13 protein-coding genes are annotated in these 16,394 nt (G+C 43.2%); 3 read left to right on the top strand and 10 right to left on the bottom strand.

Annotation, left to right across the window (positions count from 1 at the left end; translation table 11 throughout):
* Nucleotides 1-147: 147 nt before the first annotated feature.
* The 5 genes from Q7U33_RS10445 to Q7U33_RS10425 form a co-directional block, all read right to left on the bottom strand.
* On the bottom strand, nt 148-1,020 hold the full coding sequence (locus Q7U33_RS10445; RefSeq protein WP_304860590.1) for an EamA family transporter: 873 nt from the start codon (nt 1,018-1,020) through the stop codon (nt 148-150).
* A gap of 72 nt (nt 1,021-1,092) precedes the next feature.
* On the bottom strand, nt 1,093-2,367 hold the full coding sequence (gene serS / locus Q7U33_RS10440) for a serine--tRNA ligase (protein WP_304860586.1): 1,275 nt from the start codon (nt 2,365-2,367) through the stop codon (nt 1,093-1,095).
* Nucleotides 2,368-2,507: 140 nt separating this feature from the next.
* The gene (locus Q7U33_RS10435; RefSeq protein ID WP_304860582.1) at nt 2,508-3,821 is read right to left on the bottom strand and encodes a replication-associated recombination protein A; all 1,314 of its coding nucleotides are present in this window, start codon (nt 3,819-3,821) and stop codon (nt 2,508-2,510) included.
* Nucleotides 3,822-3,847: 26 nt separating this feature from the next.
* Nucleotides 3,848-4,504, bottom strand: a complete 657-nt coding sequence (gene lolA, locus Q7U33_RS10430; RefSeq protein WP_304860580.1) for an outer membrane lipoprotein chaperone LolA — start codon at nt 4,502-4,504, stop codon at nt 3,848-3,850.
* 101 nt (nt 4,505-4,605) lie between these two features.
* A complete protein-coding gene (locus Q7U33_RS10425; protein WP_370652005.1) occupies nt 4,606-6,918 on the bottom strand; it encodes a DNA translocase FtsK in 2,313 nt (770 codons plus the stop codon).
* Nucleotides 6,919-7,056: 138 nt separating this feature from the next.
* Between Q7U33_RS10425 and Q7U33_RS10420 the strand changes: the two genes are divergently transcribed.
* The 3 genes from Q7U33_RS10420 (at nt 7,057) to Q7U33_RS10410 (ending at nt 9,241) form a co-directional block, all read left to right on the top strand.
* Nucleotides 7,057-7,521 (top strand): Dps family protein, encoded by a 465-nt coding sequence (locus Q7U33_RS10420; protein ID WP_304860578.1) that lies wholly within the window; start codon nt 7,057-7,059, stop codon nt 7,519-7,521.
* 161 nt (nt 7,522-7,682) lie between these two features.
* On the top strand, nt 7,683-8,633 hold the full coding sequence (gene trxB, locus Q7U33_RS10415) for a thioredoxin-disulfide reductase (RefSeq protein ID WP_304860575.1): 951 nt from the start codon (nt 7,683-7,685) through the stop codon (nt 8,631-8,633).
* Between the two features lie 71 nt (nt 8,634-8,704).
* Entirely contained in the window at nt 8,705-9,241 is a 537-nt protein-coding gene (locus Q7U33_RS10410; protein ID WP_304860572.1) for a Smr/MutS family protein, read from the top strand.
* Nucleotides 9,242-9,364: 123 nt separating this feature from the next.
* Here Q7U33_RS10410 and ccoG read toward each other — a convergent pair whose 3' ends face one another.
* From ccoG to Q7U33_RS10385, 5 genes are all read right to left on the bottom strand, one after another.
* Nucleotides 9,365-10,801: a cytochrome c oxidase accessory protein CcoG gene (gene ccoG, locus Q7U33_RS10405; protein WP_304860570.1), complete on the bottom strand. Its 1,437-nt coding sequence runs from the start codon at nt 10,799-10,801 to the stop codon at nt 9,365-9,367.
* A gap of 88 nt (nt 10,802-10,889) precedes the next feature.
* Nucleotides 10,890-11,414: a DUF934 domain-containing protein gene (locus tag Q7U33_RS10400; RefSeq protein WP_304860568.1), complete on the bottom strand. Its 525-nt coding sequence runs from the start codon at nt 11,412-11,414 to the stop codon at nt 10,890-10,892.
* On the bottom strand, nt 11,407-13,167 hold the full coding sequence (locus Q7U33_RS10395) for a nitrite/sulfite reductase (protein WP_304860565.1): 1,761 nt from the start codon (nt 13,165-13,167) through the stop codon (nt 11,407-11,409). Before Q7U33_RS10395 ends, Q7U33_RS10400 begins: the two co-directional genes overlap by 8 nt.
* A 138-nt stretch (nt 13,168-13,305) precedes the next feature.
* Nucleotides 13,306-14,733, bottom strand: a complete 1,428-nt coding sequence (locus Q7U33_RS10390; RefSeq protein WP_304860563.1) for a PLP-dependent aminotransferase family protein — start codon at nt 14,731-14,733, stop codon at nt 13,306-13,308.
* A gap of 57 nt (nt 14,734-14,790) precedes the next feature.
* Nucleotides 14,791-16,266 (bottom strand): SulP family inorganic anion transporter, encoded by a 1,476-nt coding sequence (locus tag Q7U33_RS10385; protein ID WP_304860561.1) that lies wholly within the window; start codon nt 16,264-16,266, stop codon nt 14,791-14,793.
* Nucleotides 16,267-16,394: the final 128 nt, after the last annotated feature.

Below are 16,394 nucleotides of genomic sequence, written 5' to 3'. Positions count from 1 at the left end.
GTCAGTGACCGCGAAAGAGATTGTTCGCGGTCACTGACCGCTCCTACAAGAAACCAATTTCACGTTATTTTGAAAAATTTTTTGCTATAGCTCACTTTAAGCCATACAAATAAGCACGCTAGGAAAATAAATGCTTATTGTCACCACTTAATTCATCAACACCAGAACACTACCAAACATCATGACTAAACTCGCAAGTAATTTTCTACCGATATTTTTTTCATTAAATACTTGATAGCCAATGAATACCTGTAGCACCATGCCAAGCTGAAACAGAGCCAAGGCATAAGCCACCAGCATGTTGGCAAGTAACAATAACGTAAGATATTGCATTAAAAATACCATGACACCGATTAACGCAATCGTATGCAGATGCGGCTTAGTAGCTTTTATTTCATGTTGAATATGATGAGGTAGAAAGAAATAGTTACCTATTAATATAAGTGGCAGACCTATCAAAGACCAAAAAATCATGGTTTCAAGCACGCCGCCATCACCCACCGATTTCTTCAAAAAAACCGTACCAACTGAGAATAAGATAATAGATAAAAAACGCGCCTGAACGCCTTTGTCTAAGAACAAACCAAAGAGACTACGTGCTTGGTGGGTACATGCTGGCGGCATCAAGAAGAAACTACCGATGACTATAATCAGCACGCCAATAAAGCCTTGTGCGCTAGGTACTTCATTGAGAAACAGCACAGCCAACAACATAGAAACAATTACTTTGTAGGCGTTTAATGGCCCAAAAACCGAAAGGTCAGTTTTAGAGAGTGATAGCACCAAAAACATCCAACCAGCAACATCAAACAACGAGGCTAGCGACACATTCACCCAAAAACTATTGGTTAAATGACCAACTTCAACCACACCAAGAAAAGGCGCGGCTAACAGACTAAGGATAAAATAAGTGCATGCAACGATATAAAACGGATGCAAACCATGATGAGATAGCTTTTTTTGATAGACATTGGACGCCAGAGAAAATATCAGGCGTCCACATACGTAAACGATTTCCACTTAAGAACTGTATTAGATTAGTGTTGGAACTACTGTATAAGCACTAAGGTATGGGCTAACATTTAGCCAAACTTAGGCTTTAATCACAGTAAGATTATTCATGTATGGCCTTAACACTTCGGGCACGGTGACACTGCCATCTGCATTTTGGTAATTTTCCAATACAGCCACCAGCGTACGACCTACAGCCAAGCCAGAGCCATTTAAGGTATGCACTAGTTCAGGCTTACCGCTTTCATTACGGAATCTTGCTTGTAAACGGCGCGCCTGAAAAGCCTCACAATTAGACACAGATGAAATTTCACGATAGGTGTTTTGCGCTGGTAGCCATACTTCTAAATCATAGGTTTTAGCCGCACCAAAGCCCATATCACCTGTGCACAACGACACCACACGGTAAGGTAAGCCTAAGGCTTTTAAGATGTTCTCGGCATGTCCTACCATCTCCTCTAAAGCGCCATAGCTTGTTTCAGGATGCACGATTTGCACCATTTCAACTTTATCAAACTGGTGCTGACGTATCATCCCCTTGGTATCGCGCCCATATGAACCAGCCTCAGAGCGGAAGCAAGGTGTATGTGCAGTAAGCTTAATCGGCAAAGATTCGAACGGCACGATTTCATCGCGTACCGTGTTGGTGAGCGTCACTTCAGAGGTTGGAATTAGATACAACTTGCTGTCATTATGTGCCAAAGAGAACAGATCTTCTTCGAACTTCGGCAATTGACCTGTACCAGTCAAAGTTTCAGCATTCACTAAGTAAGGGGTATAACACTCTTCGTAACCATGTTGCTCGGTTTGTGTATCCAGCATAAACTGCGCAAGCGCACGATGCATTTTGGCAATCTGTCCACGCATTAACGTAAAGCGTGCGCCTGATAATTTAGCGCCAGTATCAAAATCCAAGCCAAGTGGCATACCAACATCGGTGTGGTCTTTAACTTCAAAATCAAAAGACCTTGGTGACCCTACTTTGCGTACTTCTACGTTATCAGCTTCAGACTTACCTACAGGAACGCTTGAATGTGGTAAGTTTGGCACATTCAGCAACATGCCTTGTAGTTCAGCCTGCAACTCAGTCAAACGCGCTTCTCCCGCTTTTAACTGTTCACCCAAGCCCGCCACTTCGGCCATGATAGCGCTAACATCCTCGCCTTTAGACTTTGCAAAACCAATTTGCTTAGATGCGTTATTGCGCTTTGCTTGTAAATCTTGCGTATTGGTCTGAACGGTTTTACGTTCCTGTTCTAATGCACTGAACTTAGCTGCATCAAACTCAAAACCACGCGCTTGTAATTGGCGCACTACGCCATCTAAATCATTTCTTAATGCTTGAATGTCTAACATTTAAATCCCTTATTTATACTATTGCATGCTGAAAAGGCATTATGTAAAACGCTTTTGAATAATGACAATCAAAAGGCTCAACCTAAAATCGTTAGCTAAGAATTGTTAGCTAACAACCTTTGGCTAAGATAATGGCCTTATCACTGCTTATTTTTTGCTTTTTTATCAAGCTCACGTAAGTGCGCTAATTTTTCCGCTATTTTACCCTCAAGACCACGTGGCGTGGGAGAGTAAAACTGTTGCGGTGGTAAATCATCGGGAAAGTAACTCTCCCCAGCAGCATACGCATCTGGTTCATTGTGAGCATAACGATACTCTTTACCGTAATCTAATGCTTTCATCAGCTTAGTGGGCGCATTTCTTAAATGCAGTGGCACTGGGCGAGATTTATCCTGTGCAACAAAGGCTTTAGCTTGGTTATAAGCCATGTAAGCCGCATTACTTTTGGCCGCAACTGCCAAGTAAATGACAGCATTTGACAATGCCAGCTCACCCTCTGGCGAACCAAGACGCTCATAAATCTGACAAGCTTCTAGCGCCATGGTCTGTGCACGCGGATCGGCAATCCCAATATCTTCAACCGCCATCCGTACAATACGGCGCCCAAGATAAAGCGGGTCTGCACCGCCATCAATCATACGTAAAAACCAATATAAAGCGGCATCTGGATTAGAGCCACGTACCGATTTATGCAATGCAGAAATTTGGTCGTAAAATGCTTCACCGCCCTTATCAAACCGACGTAGCTTACTTGCCATCGTGGTTTGCAAAAATGCCTCATCTATTTCAGAGATGCCTGCACCCTGAGCTGCATTAAACAAGCCCTCTGCAAAGTTGAGCAATCGCCTTGCATCGCCATCAGCATAAGCTAATACTTGTTCACGGACTTCTGGTGTAATAGCCAAATCTGCTGCTACTAACTGTTGCGCACGATCTAGCAATAAGGACAACTCCACTTCAGACAGAGAGTTAAGCACAAACACTTGTGCTCGGCTTAATAGCGCACTATTCACCTCAAAAGATGGGTTCTCAGTGGTAGCGCCTATAAACGTTATCAGGCCACTTTCAACAAATGGTAAAAATGCATCTTGCTGACCTTTATTAAAGCGATGTACTTCATCTACAAAAAGTATGGTCTTACGCCCATGCTGTTGCAAGGTTAGCTCGGCACGCTCTACGGCCTCGCGAATATCTTTAATACCAGATAACACGGCAGAAATTGGAATAAACTCAGCATCTGCGGTATTGGCAATTAAACGCGCCAAAGTGGTTTTACCCACCCCTGGCGGCCCCCACAAAATCATAGAGGGCAACTTACCAGACTGAAACGCTAAACGTAAGGGCTTACCTATGCCAAGCAGATGTGATTGCCCAACAACCTCATCTAAGGCTTTAGGGCGCAGTCGCTCAGCAAGCGGCGCCTCTGGTGTGTTAGGTGTAAATAAACTATTCAAAATAAATTGGCATCTTTCACCACGTCTTACTCGCCCACTACATCAACACCTTTAGGTGCTTTAAACAAAAATGATTTTTCATTGAGTGAGGGATTCACTTCCACGTTGGTAAAGACAATTTTTGTGTGGTGACCAAAACTATCGACCAAGCTCATTTCTTGAATTTGATTGTCTTTAAACCCTAACAATATTTTCTCGAAACCAGACTCTTTATCTTTAGGTTTCGCACTCACCCAATCCAAACTGTCTTTATTATCTGTGTTGCTCAGTGTAAAGCTCTCTTCAATCGCCTTTCCGCCAGCCAATAATGCCGCAGGGCTAGAACCTAGCGCTTTGGTCGTATCACGAACGGTCACTTGCGCTAACTCAGTGTCATAAAGCCATACTTGCTTACCATCGCTGATAATCTGCTGCTCGTAAGGTTTATTGTAATCCCACCTGAATTTATTGGGTCGCTTAAGTTGCATGATGCCATGCACTTCCTGTACCTTACGCCCTTGCCTATCCGTCACTGTTTGATGAAAATTTGCACGGACTGCCTGCGTTTTCTCATAGAACATCTTCACACTATCCATGCCATCTGCCTGTGCAGTTTGCACGGTTAACAAAACAGGCAAGACAAGCAGGCTTTTTATCAGCTTGAAGTACACAGAAGTACGTTTTGGGGTTTTGATCATATTCATTAAATTTAGTGTGTTTTTTCTTTAAAAATTAAGACCCACAGTAGTTAAAGCTAATAGTAGTTAAAGCTAAGCGTGGTCTAATTGTGATTAAGACTCAATTATTAAGCATCATGGTGCGGCGCTAATACTTCGCGATTACCATTACTCTGCATGGCAGAAACCAAACCAGCGCGCTCCATATCTTCAATTAAACGTGCCGCACGGTTATAGCCAATGCGCAACTGACGCTGAACAGATGAAATACTGGCGCGGCGCGATTTAAGCACAATACCAACAGCTTCATCATAAAGTGGGTCAACCTCTGCGCCACTATTACCTGAAGTACCAGCCACAAAGTCAGCACCACCTTCTTCAGTTTCATTGGTTAGAATGCCATCAATGTAATTCGGTTCACCTTGGGCTTTAAGATAATCAACCACTTTATGCACTTCTTGGTCGGATACAAAAGCCCCATGAATACGCGTTGGGTAACCTGTACCTGGTGGCATATATAACATATCCCCTTGGCCCAATAAGGCTTCGGCTCCCATTTGATCCAGAATCGTGCGTGAATCGATTTTGCTAGACACTTGGAAAGAAATTCGCGTTGGCACGTTAGCTTTAATCAAGCCTGTAATCACGTCAACCGATGGGCGTTGTGTTGCCAACACCAAGTGGATGCCTGAAGCGCGAGCTTTTTGTGCTAAACGTGCAATCAGTTCCTCTACTTTTTTACCAACCACCATCATTAAGTCAGCCAACTCATCAATCACCACAACAATTAATGGCATTTCTTCTAACGGCTCAGGCTCATCTGGCGTTAAACTAAATGGATGTGGGATTTTCTGCCCAGCTTTATCGGCTTCTTTAATCTTTTGGTTGTAGCCAGCAAGGTTACGCACACCTAGCATAGACATCAATTTATAGCGCCGCTCCATCTCAGCCACACACCAATTTAAAGCATTCGCCGCTTGGCGCATATCGGTCACCACAGGCGCTAATAAATGTGGAATGCCTTCATACACTGATAATTCCAACATTTTAGGGTCAATTAAAATCATACGCACTTGGCTAGCATCTGCTTTATATAGCAAACTTAAAATCAGTGCGTTAATCGCCACAGACTTACCAGAGCCAGTGGTACCCGCCACCAGCACATGCGGCATTTTAGCTAAGTCAGCCACAGCGGGTTTACCGCCAATGTCTTTACCTAAAGAAATAGCCAACGGTGAATGTACATCTGCATACGCCTGACTGCCCATAATTTCAGATAAATACACAATTTGGCGTTTAGGGTTAGGTATCTCCAAGCCCATACAGGTTTTGCCTGGTATCGTCTCAACTACACGTACGCTGACCACAGATAACGCACGTGCCAAGTCTTTCACCAGATTGGTCACTTGACTACCCTTAACCCCAGCTGCGGGCTCTAGTTCGTAGCGTGTAATCACTGGGCCTGGCAAGGCTGTTAACACTTTCACTTCAATGCCAAAGTCCATCAACTTACGTTCGATTAAGCGCGAGGTAAAATCTAAGGTTTCGGCAGATGGCAGTTCGACCGTACCAGATGGCTCATCCAACAAGTGTATCGGTGGCAAAGGTGTATCTGGATGTGTATCAAACAATGGCACCTGTTTTTCTTTTTGCACGCGAGCGCTCTGTGCGATTTCAAGCACTGGTGTTTCAATTTGCACAGGCTCACGGTCCACAACACGTTTACGTTCGCTTTTTACGTACTCCGCACGCTCCTGCTCCACGGCCTTACCCGCTTTTCTATCTTGCCAATCTTGCCATTTAAGTTTGATAAACTCATAGCTAGTAATCAAAAATGCACCAAACTTCTCGGTAATCATGATCCAAGACCAGCCAGTGAACAAACTAAACCCAACTACAAACATGAGCAATAACAACATGCTAGAACCTGTATAGCCAAATAAGCTACGCAAGCCAGCATCTACGGCAACGCCCAACATCCCACCAGCGTTATCAGGCAATAATGCAGGCAGTTTAATCAAGTGTCCTGCCTCCAAAGCGCTTGAGGCAACAAGCAACAAAGCAAAGCCGAAAAAATTAAACAACAGAAAGGGCTTTTCACTCTGATCTACAGCCTCTAATGCCAAATAGACAAACCACATGGCATAAAAAGCTAAGACAGCCCACCACCAGGCTGAAAAGCCAAATACATAGAGTAATAAGTCTGAAATCCACGCCCCAACACTACCGCCGCTATTTTGGATAGCAGCGCCATCTGGTGCGATGTGCGACCAAGAAGAATCATTAGGGTTATAAGTAAAAAGTATGACGGTAATATAAAGCCCAATCAGCACTAAACCCAACCACCAAGCTTCTTTAATGAGCGTATTAGCTAGGGCATTAGATTTAATGACTTCGGCTTCACGGCGAGCATTAACTGGTTTAGATTTTTTGAAAAACAAGATAAACCTTTAACGTATTTTAAGTGTCAGATTTAATTATAGCAGTATCAAAGTCGCTGCGTAGGGATTAGAATATCATTCTAGATTCGAATCATAAAACGTTGTAAGACCTTGCAAAGGTCACATCAGGAGTTCACTATGGATATTGGCATCAAAGAAGAAGATAGAAAAAATATCGCCCAAGGCCTTTCACATCTTTTAGCAGATACTTACACCTTATATTTAAAAACCCATTACTTCCATTGGAACGTTACTGGGCCAATGTTTAACACGCTACACTTAATGTTCGAAACACAATATACCGAACTAGCTCTCGCTGTGGATTTAGTGGCTGAGCGTATTCGTGCTTTAGATGTATATGCACCAGGCACTTACCGTGACTTTGCAAAATTAAGCTCTATTAAAGAGTCTGACTCAGTGCCTAAAGCACAAGATATGATTGCAGAATTAGTGGCTGGTCACGAAGCGGTGTGCCGCACAGCACGCACAGTTTTCCCAAGTGCGGATGCAGCATCAGATGAAGCAACTGCAGATTTACTCACGCAACGTTTACAGGTACATGAGAAAACTGCTTGGATGTTGCGTAGCCTGTTAGAAAAATAACAAAGCATTTTTTGGACATAGGCTCAAACCAAGTAGCAAAACGTTAACTATTTGGTACGAGTAATCTCCAAAAAATGTTTAGATATTGCACTGTTTACTTGAAAAACAAACCATCACACCCAACGTATAAAATTCAATATTAATCAAGAAAGTAATACATTATGGCAACACGTCACGCCAAACTACTTATTTTAGGCTCAGGTCCTGCAGGTTACTCAGCCGCCGTTTATGCTGCACGCGCTAACCTGAAACCAGTATTAATTACTGGCATTGCACAAGGTGGACAACTGATGACCACAACTGAGGTTGATAACTGGCCAGCTGACGCAGATGGTGTGCAAGGCCCAGAGCTGATGGCGCGCTTTCAAAAACACGCAGAGCGTTTTAACACTGAAATGATTTTTGATCATATTCATACCACTCACTTAACCGAAAAACCAATTCGTTTAGTGGGTGATAGTGGCGAATACACATGTGATGCGCTCATTATTGCAACAGGTGCCTCAGCCAAATACCTAGGCTTACCAAGTGAAGAGGCATTCTCAGGTAAAGGTGTTTCTGCCTGTGCAACTTGCGATGGTTTCTTCTACAGAAACCAAGAAGTCGCTGTGATTGGTGGCGGCAATACTGCGGTTGAAGAGGCTTTATACCTAGCCAATATTGCAAGCAAAGTGACCCTGGTACACCGCCGCGATAAATTTAAAGCAGAAGCCATTTTAGTCGACAAACTGATGGCGCGCGTGGCTGAAGGTAAAATCGTACTAGAGACATTTGCCACACTAGATGAAGTACTTGGTGACAATACTGGCGTGACTGGCATGCGTATTAAAAATGTGAATGACGGTAGTACTAAAGACATTGCACTACAGGGCGTATTTATTGCGATTGGTCATAAACCAAACACCGATATCTTTGCAGGCCAACTCGAAATGGAAGGTGGATACATTGTGACGCAAATGGGCCGTGCAGGTAACGCAACAGCAACGAGCGTACCAGGTGTTTTTGCCGCAGGCGATGTGCAAGACCATATTTATCGCCAAGCAGTGACTAGCGCAGGGACAGGCTGCATGGCGGCACTTGATGCAGAGCGTTATTTAGATCACGCGAAATAAGTGATTATTTAAAATAAGTATGATGAGGGCGGTAACCCTACCGCTCTCATTGACTCAATAGAGCCATCAACATGGTGGAAGATGCAAACGACAACGAAGTTGAACTGTTTTTAGAAGCAGTTAAAGACGCACGTCCACTTAAACCGAAACGCGTCCATCACGCGCCACTACGTCCTAAACCGATCCCCAAACAATTCATTCGCGACGAACAACAAGCACTGGCTGACTCGTTAAGTGACTACTATATCCCAGCGCATGATTTAGAAACTGGTGAGGAGTTACTTTACCTACGTGATGGCCATGCTCCTGACATTTTAAGCAAGTTACGACGCGGCCATTGGGTAATACAAGCAGCCATTGACCTGCATGGCTTAATCAGTGACGAAGCAAGGCTTTACGTTGCCACTTTTTTAAACGACTGCAAAAAACGTGGCATCCGTTGTGTGCGTATTGTGCATGGCAAAGGCTTAGGCTCTCGCAACCGTGAGCCTGTACTTAAACATAAATTGCGAGGATGGCTAATGCAGCGTGATGAGGTGATTGCCTATGCAGAAGCGCGCCGACAAGATGGCGGTAGTGGTGCAGTGATTGTGCTGTTAAAAGCCTAAAAGAATTATAAATTAAACCGTATTACAAATAGTGAAAACAGTTTAAATACACCAATGGCATTCAAACTGCGCAATAACCAAGAGGCACTAAACTGCCTCTTGATTTCAATCTAAAACCTATCCCTATCTCGGCATATAGAAAATAGACTTTTGCGTGACTCGCTCTTTACTACCTAACGCTTCAATTTCAAACACAATAGGATGTGTACCGCTACGTACCGCACCATCGGGTAATTGTAAGCTCACTGCCACCAATCGCTCATTGGCAGGGTCTACGGTGAATTGATTTTTTGATACCATTGTCAGACCATCTAAACCACTCACAGTGACATGATAAGATTCAGTCACTTCTGTAACATTAGTGATTTGTAATTGATAGACGTTCTCTATCTTACCGCCAGCAACCAGCCTAGACATCACACCACGATCGCGGTTGACATCCACCTTAAACGCGGGTCGCATGGCTAATGATGCTACCAACCCAGCAGAAAGCAATAACAACAGCGCACTATAGATAAGCACTCTTGGACGCAGTATCTTTTGTATGACTTGATGTTTTGTCCAATGCTGAGCAATCCCGTTTTGAGTAGTGAAACGAATCAGACCACGTGGATAGTTCATCTTATCCATAATGCTGTTGCATGCATCTACACATAGCCCACAACTGATGCACTCATATTGCAAACCATTACGGATATCGATACCTACTGGGCATACTTGCACGCAGAAGTTGCAATCAATACAATCGCCCAAACCTTCTTGTTTTGCATCTACTTTTCTAGAGCGACCACTACGTGGCTCCCCGCGCTCCTGATCATAAGTGACAATTAGCGTGTCATTATCAAACATCGCACTCTGAAAACGTGCGTATGGACACATATGCTTGCATACCTGCTCACGCAAAAAACCTGCGTTGCCATAAGTTGCTAAACCATAAAAGAAAATCCAGAATGTTTCCCAAGGGCTCAGACGAATCTGAATAATGCTATCGAACAAATCACGGATGGGTGAAAAGTAGCCCAAAAACGTAAACCCAGTCACCATTGAGAAACTGATCCAAGCAAAATGTTTTAGGGACTTTATGTAAAGTTTTTTAAAGCCAAACTTCATACCATCCAAACGTATACGAGCAGCTCTATCCCCTTCAATTTTACGTTCCATCCATAAGAATATCTCCGTATACACTGACTGAGGACAAGAGAACCCACACCAAAGCCGGCCTGCAACCGCTGTAAATAAGAATAAAGCTAATGCAGAAATAATTAAGATGACGACTAAGTAAATCAAGTCTTGCGGGTATAAGACCAAGCCAAAAATGTAAAAACGATGCGTACTAATATCTAACAACATCGCCTGTCGCTCACCCCACTGCAACCATGGCACACCATAAAACACAATTTGTGTGATCCAAATCATCACCCAGCGCCAGTTCTTGAAGAACCCAAAAGTATTGCGTGGGTATATCTTAGCTTGCGCTTCATACATCGGCATAAACCCACCTTTTGCAGGGTCACTGACAATGGGGATTATTTTTTTAGATGTGGTTCTAGCATCTGTCATTTGAGGTCCTTGCTTATAATTAAATGACTCACGTTTAAATTATCAAGAGTTATTTTCAAGGTTACTTGGCAATAACTGCTTAATTTCGCTAACTTAACTTCTGAATCGGTTGACGGTATGATTTTTGATAGGTATCGGTAAATGTGCTTAAAGCTTCTAATGCCAATTGAGCATTGTGTCCTTGCTTCACCAGAAAGCTATCAAAACCGCACCTGGCCAAGTAGTAGACAGTATCAATCATCACATCACCCACAGCTCTTAACTCACCAGTCCATCCATAGACATTTCTTAATAACTGCGCCAATGAATATCCACGTCCATCTGTATAAGTAGGGAAATCTATCGCAATAAACGCTATATTTGCTTGGCATAACGCTTTTATCTGCTGATTAGCGTCATCATCAAGATCAGCATCTGATGGGATTAATATAGCGATAGGAAATTGACGATTAGACAATGACAACTGATGCTCAAACCAAGTATCTAATGTCACCATCCAGTTTGACTCATCAGCAGGAACTGACAATGCTTTCTCATTTGCAACATCAAAGCATTGCACATGACTCACTTCAAGTTGGCCACCACGTATTAGGTTCATGTTACGCTCAGACATTAGATTCCCTCACTAAGTTTGAATGCTTCGAAAGTAAAGGGTCTCCATATACCTCTTTTTTAAAAGGCTCAATACCAACTCGATCGACCACATCGATAAATCGCTCAGCATCACACGCTCTTAGCGATAAATATGTTTGAATTAAACGTGCAATTACGTCAGGTACTTGCTCACGAGCAAATGAAGGGCCAATCACCCGACCAATGGCTGCACTTGCGCCATATCTTGAGTTTTCATCGTTGTCTTTATTGGTTTTAGTGTCTAAATGGAGTGCACCAGATTGCCTACCGCCGATGGTAATTTGGTACCACTCCTCACCTGCTTTATCCACGCCCAAAATCCCAATATGGCCAACATGATGATGTCCACATGAATTCATGCAACCAGATAAATTAAGGTCAAGCTCACCGATATCGTGCACATAATCTAAATCATCAAATCTTTGTTGAATCGCAGTTGCAACTGGAATAGAAACGGCATTAGCCAAACTGCAATAATCACCGCCTGGGCAAGCAATAATATTGGTAATTAGCCCAACATTTGGCGTTGCAAGATTAAGCACGTTAAGCGCTTGCCATAGTCGATAAAGAGAGTCTGTTTTCACATCTGGCAGAATAAAATTCTGTTCGTGAGATACACGTAGCTCACCAAACCCGTAACTATCAGCCATTTCAGCAAGTACTTCCATTTGGTCAGCAGTAATATCACCAGGGGGAGAGCCTGTTGCTTTTAGTGATACCGTGACAGCGGAGTAACCTAAAGCTTTATGCGGATGCACATTGGTGCGAGACCATCTTGCAAATACAGGATTAGTCGCCAAATGAAGGTCTATTGAAGCATGATCATTTTCATGAATCACCTCATAATCTGGCCACGTAAATTTCCTTGCAATATCGCTGACAAATGCCTCAGTCACGGTATCAGAACCACCTTTAATCCTTGCCCACTGCTCATTTACTTGCTGAGAGAAAACTTCAGGTGTGAGGTCTTTTACAAGAATTTTGATACGTGCTTTATATTTATTATCTCGCCTGCCATGTAAATTGTACACACGCAGTGTTGCTTGCAAATAAGTTAACAAATCATACCAAGCAACAAATGAATTAATGAGTTTGCCCACGATAGGTGTTCTACCTAATCCACCACCGACAAAGCACATAAACCCAAAGACACCATCTTGCTCAATTGCTTGCAGCCCTATGTCATGCACACCAATTGCCGCTCTATCTACCTTTGCACCACTTACTGCAATTTTGAATTTACGTGGTAAAAATGCAAACTCTGGATGCAACATTGACCATTGCCGAATGATTTCACACCAAATGAGCGGGTTAACAATTTCGTCGGGCGCAACACCAGCAAAATGGTCGGTTGTCGTATTGCGAATACAATTACCACTGGTTTGGATCGCATGCATCTGCACAGTGGCAAGCTTAGCCAGAATATCTGGCGCATCTTCTAGCCTAGGCCAATTGAACTGAATGTTTTGTCTGGTTGTTAAGTGGGCATAACCTCTATCCCAACGCCGAGCAACATACGCTAAAGCACGCAGTTGTTTTGAGGTGAGCATGCCGTAGGGAATCGCGACGCGTAGCATTGGCGCATGTCGTTGAATATACAAACCATTTTGCAAACGCAAAATACGGAACTCATCTTCAGTAAGCTGGCCATCGAGGAATCGTTGCGTCTGTCCTCTAAACTGGGCAACACGTTGCTCCACCAACTTCTGATCTATTTCATCATAGATATACATTTAATCACCTTAAAAATTTAGCGCTGATAAACCGCCAAATGATTATTTTTAACAGTGACTAAAGCTTAAGGTTTGGTATCAATAAATAACAGAGACAGATGCAGAGAAAAAAAGCATAACAGATGGCCTGTGACACTATTAAGACGACGAGCTGATCAGCCCGAACACTAAAGTACCTAGGATTGAAAGTGCCTCGTCAATTCGAGCATCCCAAATGTGCCCATAATTTAACCTAATGTAACTAGTAAATTGTTTTTGTGCAGAAAATATCGGGCCTGGTGCAATACTAATACCGTTATTAAGCGCAAGCTTATGCAACTCGAGTGCATTCACTTCATCTGGCAACTTCACCCATAAGAAATATCCACCCTGAGGTAGCGTTAAGCATGTCCCCTCAGGGAAGTAACGCTCAATTGCTTCTACAAATTTGATTTGATTCACTACTAAGGTATGGCGTAAATTGCGCAAATGCTTGTCATATCCACCTTTTTGCAGATACTTAGCAATTGCCACTTGTGCTGGTACGGAAGCAGAGATGGTTGTGGTTAATTTAAGCCGCGCGACCGCTTTTGTATACCTGCCTGGCACAACCCAGCCAACGCGATAGCCAGGCGCAAGGCATTTAGAAAATGAGGAGCAATGCATCACCAAACCTTCTGTATCAAACGCCTTGGCTTGCATGGGACGTTTGTCTCCAAAATATAACTCGCCATACACATCATCCTCAATCAAGGGAATTTGGTATTTTGTGATAAGTGCGACCAATGCCTTTTTTTTCTCATTTGAAAGCAAACTTCCCAATGGATTCTGAAAGTTAGTCATCAACCAACAGGCTTTAGGTTGATGCTGCTGAATAGCACGCTCCATAGCCCCTAAATCAATCCCATCCTTGGGATGACTAGGGATTGCTACAGCACGCAAGCCAATACGCTCTATAGATTGCAACGCTGCGTAAAAAGTGGGGGACTCAATCAGAACCGTATCACCAGGGCGTGTAACTGCCATCAAACATAGATTCAATGCTTCTAATGCACCATTAGTTACCACAATATCGTCAGTTGTCACATGCAGACCATCAATCATGTAGCGCAATGCTATCTGACGCCTAAGATTAACATCACCAGCACTTAAGTTATCTACACTTGCCCAAGGATCCATTATCTGAACACTTGACGCCATGGTTTTGGCCAAATTAGCCCTCGGAAATAATAACGGGCTAGGAAATGCCGACCCTAAAGGCACAACACTTTTAAGCCGAATGGATTCCAGCACTTCAAATACCAGCTCGCTCACATCGACTTGCGTTGACTCTAGTTGATTCAGAATAGCGGGCGCTGGCGAAGATGGGATATTAATAGTGCCGCTAGTGACAAAATATCCAGAGCGATCACGGGCCGTAATCAAGCCTCGTGCTTCTAAAAGATAATAAGCCTCTAATACAGTAGCAGCACTCACGTTGCGACTTGCACTGGCTTGCCGCACAGAAGGAAGTTTATCTCCACGACAAAGCACTCCCTCCTGAATCGATTGAGCAATTGAGTTGGCAAGTAGCTCGTAAAGTTTCATAGCTTCCTAGTGATAAAATCAAGATAACAAATATTATCTTAACTAAATATACTATATTTAGTGTCCCATTAACTGTTCAACAGCTTCAGGTTTATCATGCACAGCAAATCGATCAACCATCGTGGCACTCGCTTCATTCAAGCCAATCACTTCAACCTGAACATTTTCTCGCCTAAACTTAATTACCACTTTATCTAGCGCACTGACGGCTGTGACATCCCAAAAATGTGCACGACTCACGTCAATGCGTACTTTCTCAATTACCTCTTTATAGTCAAATGCATTAATAAATCGGTCTGCTGAAGCAAAAAACACCTGCCCAGTGATTTTATAGCTACGGAAGCGACCTTGGTCTTCTAGTACTGATCCAATATGTAAAACTTTTGAAATATTGTTAGCAAAAAAGAAACCTGAGAGTAAAACACCAACTAACACACCTTGCGCCAAATCGTGCGTTGCCACAACCACCGCAACCGTTGCCAACATGACCACACTGAAGCTTCTAGGGTTATCACGCAGATCTCTTATTGAAGCCCAATTGAAAGTGCCAATAGATACCATAATCATCACAGCCACCAATGCAGCCATTGGAATACGTGCCACCCAATCACCAACAAACACAACCATCAACAGTAAAAACACACCCGCTGCTAACGTAGAAAGTCGACCACGACCACCAGATTTTACATTAATCACAGATTGACCAATCATAGCGCAACCTGCCATCCCACCAAGAAACCCAGTGGCAATATTGGCAACCCCTTGCCCCACACACTCACGGTTTTTATTACTTGAAGTATCGGTTAAATCATCCACGATAGAAGCCGTCATTAAAGACTCAAGCAAGCCAACCACTGCCAATGTTGCAGAATAAGGAAAGATAATCCGCAATGTTTCCCAATTTAATGGAATATCAGGAATTAAAAAGATCGGTAAGCTATCTGGCAATTGCCCCATGTCGCCCACGGTACGAATATCTAAACCCATCATTAATGAGATTGCGGTCAACACAACAATCGTCACCAAAGGTGATGGAATTGCCTTAGTGATATATGGAAACAAATAAATAATGCCTAACCCGCCAGCCACCATGGCATAAACCACCCAACTTACATTACTAAGCTCTGGCAACTGTGCCATAAAAATTAATATTGCCAGTGCGTTCACAAACCCAACAATCACAGCACGCCCAACAAAGCGCATTAATGAACCGAGCTTGAACCAGCCAGCTAAAATTTGTAGCATTCCAGTCAGTACTGTAGCGGCCAGCAAATATTGCAAGCCATGCTCTTTCACTAGTAGCACCATCACAAGTGCCATTGCACCTGTGGCTGCCGAAATCATCCCTGGCCTACCGCCGACAAAAGCAATTACCGTAGCAATAGAGAAGGAGGCATAAAGCCCTACCTTTGGGTCAACTCCCGCAATGATTGAAAATGCAATTGCTTCTGGAATAAGCGCAAGCGCAACAACAAGACCTGCAAGCAGATCGTTTCGGACATTGGAAAACCAGTCCTGACGTAATGAATTCATATTTTATTCCGTGATAAAGCGAGTTTGTTCGAAGTTGTGCTTAACTTTTAGCTAAGTACAACTATACGTATTGAAGTTTTTAAAAACTAAGATTTTAAAAAACCAAGAGAGGATATCTGAAGTTTACA

This window comes from Methylotenera sp. (assembly GCF_030653755.1).
GTDB lineage: Bacteria > Pseudomonadota > Gammaproteobacteria > Burkholderiales > Methylophilaceae > Methylotenera.
Note: the sequence above shows the minus strand (reverse complement) of the source record. Positions and strands in the feature narration are given on the sequence as shown.